Origin of the sequence: Citrobacter sp. wls716 (assembly GCF_005280975.1) — a bacterium.
GTDB classification, from domain to species: Bacteria; Pseudomonadota; Gammaproteobacteria; order Enterobacterales; family Enterobacteriaceae; genus Citrobacter; species Citrobacter youngae.
Genome location: NZ_SZWX01000053.1, coordinates 94,875 through 111,529, shown reverse-complemented (window position 1 = coordinate 111,529; position 16,655 = coordinate 94,875). Strand labels below are relative to the sequence as shown.

13 protein-coding genes and 1 tRNA gene are annotated in these 16,655 nt (G+C 49.1%); 9 read left to right on the top strand and 5 right to left on the bottom strand.

The window, feature by feature from the left end; genetic code table 11:
* Positions 1-175: 175 nt before the first annotated feature.
* Positions 176-859, bottom strand: a complete 684-nt coding sequence (locus FDX24_RS20510) for a type II toxin-antitoxin system HipA family toxin (protein WP_252362829.1) — start codon at positions 857-859, stop codon at positions 176-178.
* Positions 860-1,081: 222 nt separating this feature from the next.
* On the opposite strand from FDX24_RS20510, the gene FDX24_RS20505 reads away from it, so the two are divergent.
* The 3 genes from FDX24_RS20505 to FDX24_RS20495 are packed head-to-tail and all read left to right on the top strand — an operon-like array spanning position 1,082 to position 4,122.
* On the top strand, positions 1,082-2,674 hold the full coding sequence (locus tag FDX24_RS20505; protein WP_137364834.1) for a hypothetical protein: 1,593 nt from the start codon (positions 1,082-1,084) through the stop codon (positions 2,672-2,674).
* 33 nt (positions 2,675-2,707) lie between these two features.
* Entirely contained in the window at positions 2,708-3,835 is a 1,128-nt protein-coding gene (locus tag FDX24_RS20500) for a DUF4238 domain-containing protein (RefSeq protein WP_137364833.1), read from the top strand.
* Positions 3,832-4,122 carry a korC gene (locus FDX24_RS20495; RefSeq protein WP_137364832.1) on the top strand — a complete coding sequence of 97 codons (291 nt, stop codon included), beginning with the start codon at positions 3,832-3,834 and terminating at the stop codon, positions 4,120-4,122. Before FDX24_RS20500 ends, FDX24_RS20495 begins: the two co-directional genes overlap by 4 nt.
* Here FDX24_RS20495 and FDX24_RS23900 read toward each other — a convergent pair.
* Positions 4,112-4,309: a hypothetical protein gene (locus tag FDX24_RS23900; protein ID WP_047366511.1), complete on the bottom strand. Its 198-nt coding sequence runs from the start codon at positions 4,307-4,309 to the stop codon at positions 4,112-4,114. The genes FDX24_RS20495 and FDX24_RS23900 overlap by 11 nt on opposite strands.
* A 345-nt stretch (positions 4,310-4,654) precedes the next feature.
* On the opposite strand from FDX24_RS23900, the gene FDX24_RS20485 reads away from it, so the two are divergent.
* A complete protein-coding gene (locus FDX24_RS20485; protein ID WP_137364831.1) occupies positions 4,655-7,777 on the top strand; it encodes a hypothetical protein in 3,123 nt (1,040 codons plus the stop codon).
* A gap of 496 nt (positions 7,778-8,273) precedes the next feature.
* Here the strand turns inward: FDX24_RS20485 and FDX24_RS20480 are convergent, their stop codons facing one another.
* The gene (locus FDX24_RS20480) at positions 8,274-9,950 is read right to left on the bottom strand and encodes an integrase arm-type DNA-binding domain-containing protein (protein WP_137364830.1); all 1,677 of its coding nucleotides are present in this window, start codon (positions 9,948-9,950) and stop codon (positions 8,274-8,276) included.
* A 220-nt stretch (positions 9,951-10,170) separates the two neighbouring features.
* Positions 10,171-10,255, bottom strand: a tRNA-Leu gene (locus tag FDX24_RS20475).
* Positions 10,256-10,475: 220 nt separating this feature from the next.
* Between FDX24_RS20475 and FDX24_RS20470 the strand changes: the two genes are divergently transcribed.
* Entirely contained in the window at positions 10,476-11,495 is a 1,020-nt protein-coding gene (locus FDX24_RS20470; protein WP_137364829.1) for an NAD(P)-dependent alcohol dehydrogenase, read from the top strand.
* A 30-nt stretch (positions 11,496-11,525) separates the two neighbouring features.
* Here the strand turns inward: FDX24_RS20470 and idnK are convergent, their stop codons facing one another.
* Positions 11,526-12,047, bottom strand: coding sequence for a gluconokinase (gene idnK / locus FDX24_RS20465; protein WP_048212820.1), 522 nt, complete (start codon positions 12,045-12,047; stop codon positions 11,526-11,528).
* A 217-nt stretch (positions 12,048-12,264) separates the two neighbouring features.
* Here idnK and idnD point away from each other — a divergent pair, with 217 nt between their 5' ends.
* The 4 genes from idnD to FDX24_RS20445 all read left to right on the top strand — a co-directional run bounded on the left by idnD (position 12,265) and on the right by FDX24_RS20445 (position 16,578).
* Positions 12,265-13,308, top strand: coding sequence for an L-idonate 5-dehydrogenase (idnD, locus tag FDX24_RS20460; protein WP_137364828.1), 1,044 nt, complete (start codon positions 12,265-12,267; stop codon positions 13,306-13,308).
* Positions 13,309-13,319: 11 nt separating this feature from the next.
* A complete protein-coding gene (idnO, locus tag FDX24_RS20455; protein WP_048212822.1) occupies positions 13,320-14,084 on the top strand; it encodes a gluconate 5-dehydrogenase in 765 nt (254 codons plus the stop codon).
* 123 nt (positions 14,085-14,207) lie between these two features.
* Complete coding sequence (idnT, locus tag FDX24_RS20450) at positions 14,208-15,527, top strand: gnt-II system L-idonate transporter (RefSeq protein ID WP_016155581.1); 1,320 nt, start codon at positions 14,208-14,210, stop codon at positions 15,525-15,527.
* A gap of 52 nt (positions 15,528-15,579) precedes the next feature.
* Complete coding sequence (locus FDX24_RS20445; RefSeq protein ID WP_048212823.1) at positions 15,580-16,578, top strand: LacI family DNA-binding transcriptional regulator; 999 nt, start codon at positions 15,580-15,582, stop codon at positions 16,576-16,578.
* Positions 16,579-16,655 lie beyond the last annotated feature (77 nt).

Genomic DNA, 16,655 nt, shown 5'->3' with positions numbered 1-16,655 from the left:
CACGTTGCGGCGATATGTCGATAAAACACGTTTTTTTAAGCATATGGGTTTACAGTAGGATTTATCGCCAGTCACAATGACCTTTCTTCTTAGAACTTCAACGGAGTGCTCTCTGAAGTGCTATTCCGGCTTGCGGTAAAAGAAAGTGCTCCGAACATGATTTGCAGTTTACTACTCACATTGCACGTCTGAACGCCTCCGCCATTTGTTCCTGCTCCCGGTAAGGAAGAGTAAGGCTGTCCGCAATAGCTCTCCATTGGCTGACTATCCACCGGTAGTTGGCAATAATCTCATCAGCTTCGGTCAGTTTCAGGCGAAAGTATTCAGCAACTTCCCGGGCTAATTCCAAATCAAGCGCGTTATCCGCCTCAGTAATATTCAGTTTCAAGCCATCAGCTCTGGGAGCCGGATTTATATCGTAGGCTTCAGAAAGTCGCCATCCCTTGCCGGGAACCAGAATAAACCCGTGGTTTCGCAAATGATCATCAGAGTTAGAGACTAGAATATTAAAAACTATGCGTGACCAGAGTTCCTGTAAGTCAGCATTGGTCTGCGCGCCATTTCTGATGAGAACTTCAGCCAGCTCCAGATAGCTGACTCCTGCTGAGTAATCATCCCCATCCTGGTGTCGGGTCAACGTCATGGCGGATGCAAAATGAAGACGCTGACCAGCATCGGTACGGTCAAAACGACGGACCATAAAACAATGATAAAAGGTGCGCTTGAAGCCGCGCTGAGTTACGCATACACATCCGTTAGAGAATTGCCGCCGGGTAGCGATGCTGTGTTCGGTATTGATAGACATGGTATATCCGTTTGTCTCGATGAAATTGTGAACGTTGAATTCACGAATTTTCATGAGCTTGATGGCTGAATCTCTTAGGCTGTATATATCATCCATACTGCGTTTGTCAGTAACAGTGTTTACTGCAGGAAAATCTGGTTTGTGACAGATAATCTAAACAGTCTTACTATCCATTCTTAAGTTACTGTAATTATTAAATTAAAACTCAGGCTTTGTTGTTTAGCATCTAGAGTGTATTGTTATTATTAAATACGCAGTGTGACAAGCGAGCAAAAGATGACATCACTTATAGTTACTTCGTTACGCAAAATCGGTCCTTGTCTTAGCTCTGTACTTGTAGAGGAAATGCTGAAAACCCAAGGAGTTAACCGTGATACCGCACGCAAACAGATTTCCCGGGCGGCTTCTGCAGGGCAGATCCACTGTGTTGACAAGCTTTTCCCCAAGCGCGAACGATTTATTTATCTGAAACAGCAGTATGGTACCGGGAGCTTCTGGTCAAGTCTCAATACAGCCCTCCTTGATACCGGATCGGCCTACGGTCTCGCCCTGAGTTGCCTCCGGGCACGCGGGGGGATCCTGCCGGTCAGACATTTTCCTGCAGCCTGCGGTTCACCGGTAGCAATGAAAAACAGATTATCCTGGAAGTCAGTTCTGGACGGTCTGCTTCAGTACAAGATGGTCAGGGTTGTTACGTTACCAAGTCTGGGTGAGTGTGTGGCGCTAACAGAAAAAAATGATAACGGGTATCAGCGCGCGCTCCATCCCCTTAAAGCTAGGCTGCTCACCGAGTCAGTTCTGATGAAATCCCTGAGTCAGTGGGTCCGTCATAACGGCATCATTAGTTACGACACGCTGCGCACGCGGGAGGAAATCGATTCAGATCAGGCACCCTGTGTGGCAAATTTTGATTTTGACGTCACTGCAGCATCCTATCTTAATCCTCTTCTACAGTTCTCCCGGTCAGGGGAAATTCGACCTGGTTTCTTTGTCTGCGACATGCTTCTGGGCTGTAAGCTCAGTCTTGTGCATCTCCAACCCTTTATTACAAAATGTCGATCGATAAACAGCCTCAGGAACAGCCCAAGATGTCTGTTTATGTTTATTGCCGACGAATACAGCGAAGAAGCTTTTCTCGAAATGAAGCGTACCGGGATAATACCCGCGACACCAGAGAATCTATTCGGAAAAGAGTTTGCTGATGCGCTCTTTCAGTTACGGGATCTGGTTGGCTCAATAACGCTCAGCTTAAAAAATAATATAGCAGCAATAGATGACATCATGTCCAAACTGACGAATATAGCCGGTGTTACTAATCAGCTTCAGGGGGATTTGTTTGAATATATTGTCGCTGAGACCGTACGTATAGATAGTAAGGATGTCGAGGTTGGAAAGATATGTAAGTCACTTAAAGGGGAAACAGCGGAATGTGATGTGCTTAGTGTGAATGGGTATGCAAAAATTACTTTTATTGAATGCAAAGGTTATAAGCCCTATTCGACTGTGAGACATGAGGATGTCAAAAAATGGATTGGAAAACAGGTTCCTGTATTCTTCAGCTATGCAAAAAAGGAATACCCAAATGCTGAAATTAATGTTGAGTTATGGACTACAGGAAAGCTCTGCGATGATTCCAGAGAGTCTCTTCGTAAGTTTCAAGAAAATAACTTAACTAATCAGCGTTATAATATAACTGTCATGGAGCCGCATGATGTTCGAAAAAGAATAAAGGCAACCTGGAATGATGCTCTTATCCGGGTTTTTGAAAAGCATTTTCTCAGCTATCCGGAAAAAATCGTTCGCCGTAAACATGTTCCCGAACCGGTCAGGCTTGCTGGTCATGATGAGGCAACAGAATTCGATTTCTGACCCGGTCTACCCGTTTAATCAGAAGGAAATGTTATGGACTACACAAAAAATCAGCATGTACTTTCACAGTGGGTGCTACGCAACTTTCGCAGCGATGACACCGCTCTGTCTGCAAAAGAAAAGCAGCGAGTATGGTGTCATACCGTTTATATGACGCCCGATAAGGAAAACGTTCTCCACACGCAACCTCTGCCAATATCCAGTGTGGCAGTATCGAAAAACTGCTTTCGTCTTATTGATGCTGAGACAGGACTGCCTTTCGATATTGAAGACGAACTCGGTGTGTACGAGCGCCTGACCGCCGGGGTCGTGAACGATATAATTCACGAGCACAATTTCTCACGCCTCCGTCACACACTGCCGGAAGATTTTCCGGTAGAGAAACTTGCCAGTTTCGCGGTTATGCAGTTAATGCTCAATCTGCATAATCCGCAAAATAAAAATCCGTACAAACATGAACTGCTTGAACAGTTCCATACTGATATACAGGATCATTTATCAGAATACATCCATTCGATAAATCAGTTGCCTCACACTAATCCTGAGTTAATGGAAGATCATTTCTATCGCAAAATTTTGCGCGTCGCTAATTCTGTTTCTTCCGAAGAAGATAAAAGCAGAGCGCTGTTTGTATTGTTTGGTCTTTTATCCATACTAAACAAGCCGACTCTTTACGACAACATAAATATATTGCGAAACAAGATCTTTGCTGGTATCAGAACCATTGAAGTTATTCATACAGGTCATGAATTCGATAGCACTGAACCCAGGCCGGCATTCGCAATAGCACCCAATATATTTTGTCTTAATAAAGATGAAAATAGAATTTATCTTCCTTTATCCCATAACTTTACTCTCTGCTTTATTACTGGCGTTGCATTAGATTTTAAACCGCGAATAGACGTTTTTTCTCCTCGTCCCGAGCAGCTAAAAAGCTGCCACGACCAGAGCCTAAACTTTTTTAAGGTCTCGTTTGATTACATTGACAATGTAATGACAACAATCGATATGTATAATGTTAGCTCTTCCAGCACTTTTTACTCAGCATATGATCTGAGCAAACTTAATGAATATCTTGATAAGCAGGATTTGAATCATGAATATTATTATTCGCCGGAGCATCCTGTTTTTTGGCAGTTTATGCAGGCAGATACACTGTGAATACGGACAACAAGCGGTACATATATGATCTTATCGAAGCCAGAAAATTCAATGGTAATACGCTGGTCAGAGGAGAAGACTGGCAGAAGCCCACTGTCCCCGAAATCCTGCTGGTCCGGGACCTTATCCCCCTGACTGATATTCAGCTGGCGAACCGACTGGATGTGGACGAACGTACCATCCGTAAGTGGAAATCCGGCCAGACCAGGATGGTGTATACCACCTGGTGCTGTCTGTGCTGGCTGGCCGGACTGGGGATGCCGCTTGATCACATTATCAGTGGCTGAAGATTCGCTTCCAGATGCGTCTGAGAATGAATCGTCTCTGGTATCGCCATTGTGAACGGTAGATATGGGGCAGGCGGTCATAGTTCTTGCAGAACAAGGTCCAGCCTTTATAGGCACCAACAAGTAGGGCTATGAGAGAGCCAGTTTTTAAGAGGCCATAGACAACGGCCATGAGAAATACAGTCATACGATGTTCCTTATGTAAAACTGTATTTAGGAAATCTGATGCGGCCTTTAAGGCCGGATGGTAAAAAAACTGGAAAAAAGTTTCGCTTCCTGTTTGTTGCTTTATAAGACTTAGTTAGTCTTAAATTTTGCGATAAAGGCAATAATAAAAAATCTCAACAATCCACTGATTTTTTTGATCTTCCCGCAACAATCCGCCTTTTCCTCTGAGCAGATCCGAAAAATGGTTAATACGGAAATACTCTTCCGAATGTTCATCAGTGGGCCTGACGGATTTTTGAGGGATTACCTTTCAAACTGGACGTATGATGGGGGATGAATTGTTCACCCACATATCAGGAACGCTATGTCTGGCATACTGCTTAATCGCCTCACGACTAAAGTGAGAGCCGAACTCAAATGCAACCTCAAACGCAATAAGACATATAAGAAGCATCGCTGGAGCCTTGTTGAGAGAGCGCAGGTTTACTGCTCCGCGCATTATCTGAAGGCCATGTTTTTGCTCTGGGTTATGGCAGGCAGTGCTGTCCTAATAGCGATAGGTTTTCGACCTGAATTTAGTAGCTTTGCGGCCAATCATCTGAAAAAAGTTACTGATCTTCCTGGATGGATGTCAAACTTGCTTGGCAGCCAACTGACGATAATCGGGATTGTGTTCCCGCTAGTTGTCGGACTTATCAGCGTGCTTTTTCAGAAAAAATCGTCGAGGATACACATCCAGAGCGCCTATCAGTTGCATTCGGGTTATATGTTTGCTGGACTCAGCGGGCTATCACTTGCTGCATTTATACTGATTAGTGGATTATTTATATCTGCAGGTGACAAATATCTTGATACGGCATTTGCAGTTACGGCCTTAATCTGGATGCTTTTCAATATTGTACTTTCGATATGGTTCTTTATTACCAGCCTTAACATTCTGGATGATAAGAAACGCGATCACCTCATGCTGAAGTATTTCCAGTCACAGATTGTGGAAGACCACATTTTGCGCTCCCTGAAATACTCATGGATACAATATCCCGGCTCACAAATAGACAAGGATTATATTAATGGAATAACCATTCTTCCCTACTCAGTCTCAAGAGAAGAAAGTATGGGTTCAATTAAATTCCATATTGATGATCATATGGAAATCAGTGATGTTAATCTTAGGCCACTAAATTTTCTGTTACACTTGCTGAAATCTGTGCAGGATAAGAATGGCTCGATTATTATTCTGCCGTCCCTAGCAAGAAGGGATAACACAATAACACTACTTTCCTCAACTGACGTGATTATCCCTTGGTGGTGGCCATTCTTTTTCAGGCAATGTTTTATAAAAGGTCCGAAAAGAAAATGGAAAGAGTACAGACACATTACCCGTGATTTTTATGGTGAAGTTTATGATGCTCTGGAAGACAAAAACATAAGTACCTTTATCATCGCAACAGACCGACTGATTGATACATACACAACATTGAAAAAAAGCTTCCGGTACGCTGATGGAAACTATATTGATGAATGTCATGGTTCAGGTATGTCACTTACATTCAGCCAGTCATTCTATCATGATTTTTACACTTTCTGTCACGAGGTAGTAAAGTCAGTGGAAACAACGGGTGAATATTTCCGTAAAATTATTGATTTACCATTCTCTGTATATCGTGATTCAGACAGCCGTGAAATCGTCGATTTTCAGCAGTGTATGGAATCTCTTTTCTACGTATGGCATGCGTTGAACAGTTGGAAAAGAGGGTATGCAGAAACTCTGTCGGTCAGCCAGGGGCAGCGTCACAGGGAAATTGTCAAAGATTTTATAGGGGAATGGGAAAGCTGGTACATGTGGCGACGTATTGAGGGCCGTGGCGAGAACAGATTTGATGATGACTCTGCTGAACTGCTTTATCATCTTTATGAGACAGCCCGGATAGTCATGACAGCAGTGATGTCAGACGATCGCTATGCCTCAGATCACAGTACGGATATGCTTTTACTCTGGTTCAGCCGGAATAGGTTTGAACAGCACTTTGAACAATACCGCTGGCACAGCTTCTTCCTGACGCCATCATATCTTACGCAGGCCTTTGAAAAACCGGCCTGGCAGGTTATCCTACGAGGAAATGAATATTCAGAAAAAGCTGCACAGGCAATCATTTTCTACAATGCACTGACAGATATTCGTTTGCTCACTGCCGGATATATTCTTTCACATGTACAGCAGAAAAAAAATGTACGTCTGAAAAAGGTTATAAAACGACTTCTTACTTCCGCACCTGTCTATCCGACAGGTGCGCATGATCTTATGACGACGTCGTTAACGTCTTCAACTGATATTATTGACATTATTATCAGGCTGGAATGTCGTCCGTGCGACAGTGAGGATTCCTGGTACAAGACGCAGTCTGATCTCGTAAAGGCTTTTTCATCATTTAATGAAACTGAGATCATATCCGGGCGTATCTATATGGGAACCTATGAAGATGTCAGGAATATTTACGCCAGTTATGCTGATATAGCTTTTTATCTTTCCGTTAAGTCCCTGCCTGTCACCCAGCGCGTAAGTATGGCATTGAACGATAATCTGTTCACTTATCATCAGAAGGAACAGATCATTTATCAACTCCAGGGAATTAAACGTCGTGAAGACATGCCATCGGATGGATATTTAATGTCTAATAAAGCCTTTAAAGAGAAGATATCCTGTTTTAATGAAACTCTTGATGCCTATATTCAGGCTTTCAGCCGGAGCATGCATTCAGAACTTCTTAACGCTGAAATTGATACTGAGTTGCTGAAAAATACGGATCTTACTCTTACCCATGAACTACCCTCTATGCTTGCCCAGGATGCACTGCTTTCCCGATTTTCTTACAGTACATCAAACAGCGGGGAGATAACATGGACAGCCAGGTCAGTTAACGGAACCATGCCTAAAAATATCTTAGCCCGTGGAATCAGTACTAATTCCGGAATACTGGCATCGCTTTCTGACGTCAAACTCACTCTGCTTCGTGACGTTTACAATGGACTGAGTCAACTGCAGCCCCTCCAAACAATCAACGTTCGCGACGAATATGAACTGCTGAAGCATTTAAGGGAGATGACTGCCGACAATGAAGACTATACGCTGATTTTCTTCGGAACCCATCTGGGAAGCGAGCTGCGTGAAATGAGCTACCACGCTGAAAGGTTTGCGGAACTGGGGATCACACTGGACATGAAGAGTGGTCTCGATGGCCTTATGCCAGTCAGGATCAATAACTGTAGGATCTATCAGGTATGGGATAATGATGTGGGATTTTACTCCCTGCTAGTCCGGAACAATGTCTTTGGCTCCCTTCACATGCTGAGCGATCCCGACGGGCAGCCTTTCAGTTCCTCGTGGCATGCAACTGATGAAAACCCTCTGTCTGGCTGGGTTACAACCAGCTGGAAACAGGAGCTAGGGATTAGTGGTTCCGTCGTGGCAAGATTTAATCACCCCTGACCAGTCTGGCTGAACGGCGCGAGTATGCCGTTCAGCCATTATTGCTGCTGCAATGTTAATCATTAACCGCTAATTTACTTAAAAAGTAACTTGTTGGTTTTTGTGATTTCTAAGCAATAATTTCTCTCTTCCTCTTCTGAGCTCCGAAATCACCGCACCACTCTACAAAACACAACATACGGTGCCCTGAAACGATGATAGCACTACCAGATGTGATTTAGTTCTCTCTCTCTCAAAACCTAGTCAGCTAGAATGAAGAATCCCGCTTCCCTGTTAACGGCATAATTCACTTCCGAAAACTGCAGAATAATGAAAAATCGGATAAGTGGAAAAAACGACACAGCAATTTACTGAAGTGGCCATATGGATAGTTATTATCATGAAAGTGATGATAACCAGGTGGGTTGGCCAGGGAATTCTTATATTTAAAATCCTACAATTGCGGCCTGGAAGGATTTTGATTTTAAGCCACTTCAATTACATATCAGTATAAGCTTCACTCCCCCGACTCCACCTCATCCTGAGCCGCCAGCAGAACCAACTCTGACTTTGACACCAGCAAATCTTTCGGCTTCCCACCTCTCAACCTGCGGTTTGCCGAGCCGAACCAGATAGCCAACCCCCACGGGGTCTTACGTTCTTTAAACAGCGAGAGAATCAGCCTGACAACCTTGAGGGGCCGCATTTTCTCATCCAGAACATAATCCGGGTACAGACCCTCCCCGTCGACCTTCAGCGAGAATATCTTCCCGGCCGCTTTCCAGCCTTTCGGGCCAGCATCAGGATCGGCGGAACGGAAACCCGCTTTTGCCGATAACTCAGATGCTGTCAGCCATTCCGAGTCGGCCAGTATTCTGGCTTTCAGCCCCTCTAGCTGCCGGTCATTGCGCTCCTGGAAACTCATATGGTCGAGTGCGCCTCCCGGCGACTTTTTGAAGCCATACGGCACCACATGCCTGAAGCGGTTCGCATCCAGATAATCCGCCCACCACTGCATCATCTCCCTGCGCTCTTCCAGGTGCTGCGCCTTATGAATATACGCCGCACGCACGCGCTTGCGCTCCTGATGGCTCATCTGGCGCTCTACCGCGTCGCTTGACCACAGGCCTGACTCCACCAGCGCACTACAGGCCATGGTGCGAAAACCGTGGCCGCAGACGTCTTTCTGGGTGTCGTAGCCCATCACCCGCAGCGCTTTGTTGATGGTGTTTTCGCTCATCGGTTTGCGGTAGTTATGATCGCCGGGGAATACCAGTTCAGTTCCCGGTCGGCAATGCTGCCGCACCTCGTGCAGCAGTTCGATGGCCTGACGTGACAATGGGACCAGGTGTGGGGAGTGCATCTTCGCCCCACGCGCTGAATATTTAACGCCGGGGATCGGCTCACGCTCGGCGGGGATTGTCCACATGGCGTTACGCAGGTCAATTTCATCCCAGCGGGCAAAGCGCAGTTCGCTGGAGCGGATAAACAGCAACAACGCCAGCTTTACCGCCAGTTGTGTCAACTTACGTCCTTTGAAGTCGTCGACTCTTTCCAGGAAATCAGGGATAAGATTCAAATCCAGCGCTGGATGGTGACGTACTTTGGGCGTGGAGACCGCGCCAGTTAAATCTGATGCAGGGTTATGATCGATAATGCCGTTCTGGACGGCGTAGCGCATCACGCAGGCGGTACGTTGCTGGAGACGAGAAGCGACATCCAGTTTGCCCGCTTTCTCCACCTCTTTGATGGGTACCAGCAGGTCTTTGACCTTCATTTTGGTAATGTCGCAGCTACCGTTCGTGGGAAAGACGTAAAGCTCGAAATAACGCAACACCCGCTTCTTATGTTCTGCCGACCAGTTCACGTTGCTGGAGACCCATTCGCGCGCCACGGACTCGAACGTATAAAGTGGCTCTCCACCCCGCTTGTCCTCTCTGCGTTTTTCCGCCGGATTAATGCCTTCTAAAATAAGCCTTCTTATATCCGCTTGCTTCTCTCGCGCCAGTGCCAGAGAAATAAGCGGATAAGGGCCTAATGCCATACGGTTCTCTTTGTTTCCAAAGCGAAATTTCAGATACCATAGCTTAGATCCGCTGGGGTTAACCTGAATGTAAAGTCCGTGACAGTCAGAGAGCCTGTATGCCTTGTCAAGCGGCCTGGCATGCCGGATTGCGAGATCTGTAAGCGCCATTTGGGGGTCACTCCTCTATCGAACCGGGTTTGCCCCCTTTTTTGCCCCCAAATCGTGTGGATGTCAATGGATGAAAAACGACCAACACGGAAAGACCACAAAACAAAAATGGTTATTACCGAAAAATAAATTATCTTTTAATTACAGACGGATATGGACGAAATTGGACGAAAATGGACACAAAAAAAGCCACCCTTAGGTAGCTAATTATTGCATCACTTGGTGCCGAAGGCCGGACTCGAACCGGCACGTATTTCTACGGTTGATTTTGAATCAACTGCGTCTACCGATTTCGCCACTCCGGCACGGAAGGGATGCGGAAAACGTTGTGGATTATACCTGTCGTGCGCCGCCATGCAAGCGCCAGCGTGTGTCTGGCCTGCTAAGTGTTGAAAATTTCAGCATTACCTTTCTTAGCTGTAACCCTCATCACAGTTTGCCCTCTTCTTAATCCCCCCTTCTGCGAAGCGTCCCGTTTCCCCATGCTCTACACTTCCAGTTCAACACCACACTGAGGGAAACACGATGTCGATGATAAAAAGCTACGCCGCCAAAGAAGCAGGCAGCGAACTCGAACTCTATGAATATGATGCGGGCGAGCTCAAGCCGGAAGATGTCGAAGTCCAGGTCGATTACTGCGGTATCTGCCATTCCGATTTGTCGATGATCGACAACGAATGGGGATTCTCTCAGTATCCGCTGGTTGCCGGGCATGAAGTGATTGGTCGCGTGGCAGCGCTCGGCAGCGCGGCGCAGGATAAGGGTCTGAAGGTTGGTCAGCGCGTCGGTATTGGCTGGACGGCGCGCAGCTGCGGACATTGTGACGCCTGTATCAGCGGTAATCAGATTAACTGCCTGGAAGGGTCCGTTCCTACTATTCTCAATCGCGGCGGCTTTGCCGAGAAGCTGCGAGCCGACTGGCAGTGGGTGATCCCGCTACCGGAGAGCATTGATCTGGCGGCGGCTGGCCCCTTGCTGTGCGGCGGTATCACCGTGTTCAAACCGCTGCTGATGCACCATATCACCGCCACCAGCCGCGTCGGGGTGATCGGTATCGGCGGCCTGGGGCATATCGCCATTAAGCTGTTACACGCGATGGGCTGCGAAGTGACCGCATTCAGCTCCAATCCGGCGAAAGAGCAGGAAGTGCTGGCGATGGGGGCGGATAAGGTGGTCAACAGCCGCGATCCGGATGCGCTAAAAGCGCTGGCGGGCCAGTTCGATCTCATTATTAACACGGTTAACGTCGATCTCGACTGGCAGCCCTATTTTGAAGCGCTGGCCTACGGCGGAAACTTCCATACCGTCGGCGCGGTGCTGAAGCCGCTGCCGGTGCCGGCATTTACCTTAATTGCCGGGGATCGCAGCATCTTCGGTTCGGCGACCGGGACGCCATTCGAGCTGCGTAAGCTGATGAAGTTTGCCGGGCGCAGCAAGGTGTCGCCTACCACCGAGCTGTACCCGATGTCGCAAATTAACGAAGCAATCCAGCACGTGCGTGACGGCAAGGCCCGCTACCGCGTGGTGCTGAAAGCCGACTTCTGATGCCGGGCTCAGTCCCGCAAGGGGCTGGGCTTATTGCCCGTTACGAAACGCGAGCACCGCCTGGCGGCACTGTTCCGTCACATGCTCAATGTCATGGTTCACGTCGATGCGGGCAATATCTTTCTCATCGTCCTGCGGGCACTCCAGCGCGTCGAACTGGCTTTTGAGTAATCCCACCGGCATAAAATGCCCTGCCCGACGCTGCATGCGCGCCAGAATAGTCTCGTAGTCGCCGTCCAGCCACAGAAAATGCACATTCGGGCTGCCCTGACGCAATATATCGCGGTACTGTTTTTTTAATGACGAGCAAACAATAAACCCGGTCTCGTTCTTTTTATATAAACTGTATGAGGCGTCATTTAATCGCGCTAGCCACGGCAGTCGGTCTTCATCGGTTAATGGAATACCGTCAGACATTTTATCAATATTTTTAGCGGGATGGAGATCGTCGCCATCAATGAATTTAGCCGATAACATTGCGGCAATTTTGCTGCCAATTAAAGATTTACCGCTTCCCGAAACGCCCATCAAAATATAACTTTCCCCGGCCATTGAAAAAACTCCAGATTCATATTCCATGGCGCGATACTACGCCTTCCACATTGCAGAATTCACCTTTTTTCGCCGCGACTGAGCAGATTTACAGGGCGCATCACGTTATGCGTAACATTGTAGTGTAACAATTTCCCAGCGTGATCTGCGTCACAAATAATAACAATTAAAACCGTTTAAATGCTGCCGAGGTTACTACCTGACCAGTGAGGCATTTATGCAAGTCAAAACCCAATCCTGCGTTGTCGCGGGTAAGAAAACTGTTGCCATTACCGACCAAAATATAGAATGGAATAATAAAGGAACGCTGGTACAAATTACCCGCGGGGGAATTTGTGGTTCCGATTTACATTATTATCAGGAAGGCAAAGTTGGTAATTTTACCGTTAAAGCGCCGATGATTTTAGGCCATGAAGTTATTGGTAAAGTAGTGCACAGCGATTCAACAGAATTACATGAAGGTCAGTCGGTGGCGATTAATCCGTCGAAGCCCTGCGGTCACTGCAAATACTGTCTGCAGCATGAAGAAAACCAGTGTACGGAAATGCGTTTTTTTGGCAGCGCCATGTATTTTCCCCACGTCGACGGCGGCTTTACTCAGTTTAAAACCGTCGATACTGCGCAGTGCATCCCCTACCCTCAGGAGGCCGATGAAAAAGTCATGGCCTTTGCCGAACCGTTGGCGGTCGCAATCCACGCCGCGCATGAAGCGGGCGACCTGCAGGGCAAGCGCGTGTTTATCTCCGGCGTTGGGCCTATCGGCTGCCTCATCGTCAGCGCAGTAAAAACGCTCGGCGCGGCAGAAATCGTCTGTGCGGATATCAGTTCACGTTCGCTCTCGCTGGCGCAACAAATGGGAGCCGACACGCTGATTAACCCGCAGCAGGACTCGCTCGATGAGTGGAAAAAAGAGAAAGGCTACTTCGACGTCAGCTTCGAAGTCTCCGGCCATCCGTCCTCAATCACCACCTGTCTGGAAGTGACCCGCGCGAAAGGCGTGATGGTGCAGGTCGGCATGGGCGGCGCGGTGCCGGACTTCCCAATGATGATGCTGATCGGCAAAGAGATCGCGCTCAAAGGCTCGTTCCGCTTTACCACCGAGTTCAACACCGCGGTGTCGTGGCTGGCGAATAACGTTATCGATCCGCTGCCGTTACTCAGCGCTGAATATCCCTTTACCGAGCTTGAACAGGCGCTGATCTTCGCCGGGGATAAAACCCAGGCGGCGAAAGTCCAGCTCGTTTTCGAAGACATAAAATAAGGAATAGAATGATGAACGATCTTTTTTCACTGGACGGCAAAAATATTCTGATCACCGGTTCGGCCCAGGGTATTGGTTATTTACTGGCGACCGGGCTGGGTAAATATGGCGCGCAGATTATCGTCAATGACATTACGCCGGAGCGCGCGGAGGCCGCCGTCGCCAAACTGCAGCAGGAAGGGATCCGCGCCGTGGCCGCGCCGTTCAATGTTACGCATAAACAGGACATTGACGCCGCCATCGACCATATCGAAAAAGACATTGGCCAAATTGATGTGCTGGTGAATAACGCCGGTATCCAGCGTCGCCATCCGTTTACCGAGTTCCCGGAGCAGGACTGGAACGATGTGATTGCCGTGAACCAGACGGCGGTATTCCTGGTCTCCCAGGCGGTAACGCGTCGCATGGTGGAACGTCAGGCCGGGAAGGTCATCAACATCTGCTCCATGCAGAGCGAACTGGGCCGCGACACCATCACGCCGTATGCCGCCTCGAAAGGCGCGGTGAAAATGCTTACCCGCGGGATGTGTGTTGAGCTGGCACGCCACAATATCCAGGTCAACGGGATCGCGCCGGGCTACTTCAAAACCGAAATGACCAAAGCGCTGGTAGAGGATGAAGCCTTCACCTCCTGGCTGTGCAAACGTACGCCAGCCGCGCGCTGGGGCGATCCGCAGGAGCTGATCGGCGCGGCGGTATTCCTCTCTTCTAAAGCATCCGATTTTGTTAACGGGCACCTGTTGTTTGTCGATGGCGGCATGCTGGTCGCCGTCTGATACCACACAACGCAACATCACGCAGCGCCCAGGCGCTGCATTTTTGGCTCCCCCCTGAATAATTCGAGTTGCAGCCAACACACCTGCAGCTTGAAGGATGACGGGGATATAAGAGAAACGATTATGCCATTAATAATAATTGCGGCAGGCGTCGCGCTGCTCCTGGTCCTGATGATTGGCTTTAAAGTTAACGGCTTTATTGCTCTGGTCCTGGTGGCGGCGGTCGTTGGTTTTGCCGAAGGGATGGATGCACAGGCCGTTCTGCACTCAATACAAAACGGGATCGGTGGCACGCTTGGCGGGCTGGCGATGATCCTCGGCTTCGGCGCAATGCTCGGCAAGCTGATTTCCGATACCGGCGCGGCCCAGCGCATCGCCACCACGCTGATTGGCACATTCGGTAAAAAGCGCGTGCAGTGGGCGCTGGTGATCACCGGTCTGGTTGTCGGTCTGGCGATGTTCTTCGAAGTCGGCTTTGTGCTGCTGCTGCCGCTGGTGTTTACGGTGGTGGCCTCGTCCGGCCTGCCGCTGCTGTATGTTGGCGTACCGATGGTCGCCGCGCTGTCCGTGACCCACTGTTTTCTGCCGCCTCACCCGGGGCCGACCGCGATTGCCACCATTTTTGAGGCCAATCTCGGTACCACCCTGCTGTACGGCTTTATTATTACTATCCCGACGGTGATTGTCGCCGGGCCGCTGTTTTCTAAGCTGCTGACCCGCTTTGAGAAAGCGCCGCCGGAAGGATTATTCAACCCGCATCTGTTCACCGAAGAAGAGATGCCGTCGTTCTGGAACAGTATCTTTGCGGCGGTTATCCCGGTCATACTGATGGCGGTCGCCGCCGTGTGCGAAATTACGCTGCCAAAGACCAACAGCGTGCGGGTGTTCTTTGAGTTTATCGGTAACCCTGCGGTCGCGTTGTTTATTGCTATCGTGCTCGCCATTTTTACCCTTGGTCGACGTAACGGGCGTACGATCGAGCAAATTATGGATATCATTGGCGACTCTATCGGCGCAATCGCGATGATTGTGTTTATCATCGCCGGGGGCGGTGCGTTTAAGCAGGTTCTGGTCGACAGCGGCGTGGGGCAATATATCTCGCACCTGATGACCGGCACGTCGCTTTCTCCGTTGCTGATGTGCTGGACGGTTGCCGCCTTGCTGCGCATCGCGCTCGGTTCAGCCACCGTGGCGGCAATCACCACCGCAGGCGTGGTGCTGCCGATTATCAACGTCACGCATGCCGACCCGGCGCTGATGGTGCTGGCTACCGGCGCGGGCAGCGTGATTGCCTCCCACGTTAACGATCCGGGATTCTGGCTGTTTAAAGGCTATTTTAATCTCAGCGTGGGGGAAACGTTGCGCACATGGACGGTCATGGAGACACTGATTTCCATTATGGGGCTGCTGGGGGTTCTGGCGCTGAACGCCATCCTGCATTAAGACGGTCATCACCGGGGAGCACTGGTCTGCGCTCCCCGGCACTGGAGAGAAAATGAGGAACCACAGAATTTCTTTGCAAGACATCGCCACGCTGGCGGGCGTGACCAAAATGACGGTGAGCCGCTACATTCGCTCGCCGAAAAAGGTCGCAAAGGAAACCGGTGAACGCATCGCGCAGATTATGGAGGAGATTAATTACATCCCCAACCGCGCGCCCGCGATGCTGCTGAACGCGCAAAGCTACACGCTCGGCGTGCTGATCCCCTCGTTTCAAAACCAGTTGTTCGCAGATATTCTGGCCGGTATTGAGTCAGTCACCTCGGACCATAACTATCAGACGCTGATCGCCAACTACAATTACGACCGGGAATCAGAGGAAGAGTCGGTGATTAACCTGCTGTCGTACAATATCGACGGCATTATTTTGTCCGAGAAATATCACACTCTGCGCACAGTTAAATTTCTGCGTTCAGCCAACATTCCGGTGGTCGAGCTGATGGATATTCAGGGCGATCGTCTGGACATGGAAGTAGGTTTCGATAACCGTCAGGCGGCGTTTGATATGGTCAGCACCATGCTGGATAAACGTCAGCGGCGCAAAATCCTCTACCTAGGTTCGAAAGACGACGTCCGCGATGAACAACGCTATCGCGGCTACTGCGATGCCATGACGCGTCGAGGTCTGGTGCCGCTGCGCGTCAATCCGCGCGCTATTTCGTCCATTCATCTTGGCACCCAAATGATGCGGGACGCGCTGGCTGCGCATCCGGATGTAGACGGCGTGTTTTGCACCAACGACGATATTGCGATGGGCGCGCTGCTGCTGTGCCGCGAGCGCGAGCTGGCCGTTCCGGAACAGATCTCAATTGCCGGTTTTCACGGGCTGGAAATGGGCAGGCAGATGATCCCAAGTCTCGCCAGCGTGATCACCCCGCGTTTTGACATTGGCCGCATGGCGGCGCAGATGTTGCTGAGCAAAATCAAGAACAACGACCATAACCACAACACCGTGGATCTTGGATATCAGATTTATCACGGCAATACGCTTTAAGTCATTTTCTCTCACCATCGCATACTCTCTTTGATGGACATTGCCTATACTCCAGGCAGGATAAATGGAGGAAATCT

Coding starts and splice junctions, on each gene's coding strand:
- FDX24_RS20505 (WP_137364834.1), top strand. CDS start 1,082: ATGACATCACTTATAGTTACTTCGTTACGCAAAATCGGTCCTTGTCTT.
- FDX24_RS20500 (WP_137364833.1), top strand. CDS start 2,708: ATGGACTACACAAAAAATCAGCATGTACTTTCACAGTGGGTGCTACGC.
- idnO (WP_048212822.1), top strand. CDS start 13,320: ATGAACGATCTTTTTTCACTGGACGGCAAAAATATTCTGATCACCGGT.
- idnD (WP_137364828.1), top strand. CDS start 12,265: ATGCAAGTCAAAACCCAATCCTGCGTTGTCGCGGGTAAGAAAACTGTT.
- FDX24_RS23900 (WP_047366511.1), bottom strand. CDS start 4,309: ATGACTGTATTTCTCATGGCCGTTGTCTATGGCCTCTTAAAAACTGGC.
- FDX24_RS20480 (WP_137364830.1), bottom strand. CDS start 9,950: ATGGCGCTTACAGATCTCGCAATCCGGCATGCCAGGCCGCTTGACAAG.
- FDX24_RS20510 (WP_252362829.1), bottom strand. CDS start 859: ATGAAAATTCGTGAATTCAACGTTCACAATTTCATCGAGACAAACGGA.
- idnK (WP_048212820.1), bottom strand. CDS start 12,047: ATGGCCGGGGAAAGTTATATTTTGATGGGCGTTTCGGGAAGCGGTAAA.
- FDX24_RS20485 (WP_137364831.1), top strand. CDS start 4,655: ATGTCTGGCATACTGCTTAATCGCCTCACGACTAAAGTGAGAGCCGAA.
- idnT (WP_016155581.1), top strand. CDS start 14,208: ATGCCATTAATAATAATTGCGGCAGGCGTCGCGCTGCTCCTGGTCCTG.
- FDX24_RS20445 (WP_048212823.1), top strand. CDS start 15,580: ATGAGGAACCACAGAATTTCTTTGCAAGACATCGCCACGCTGGCGGGC.
- FDX24_RS20470 (WP_137364829.1), top strand. CDS start 10,476: ATGTCGATGATAAAAAGCTACGCCGCCAAAGAAGCAGGCAGCGAACTC.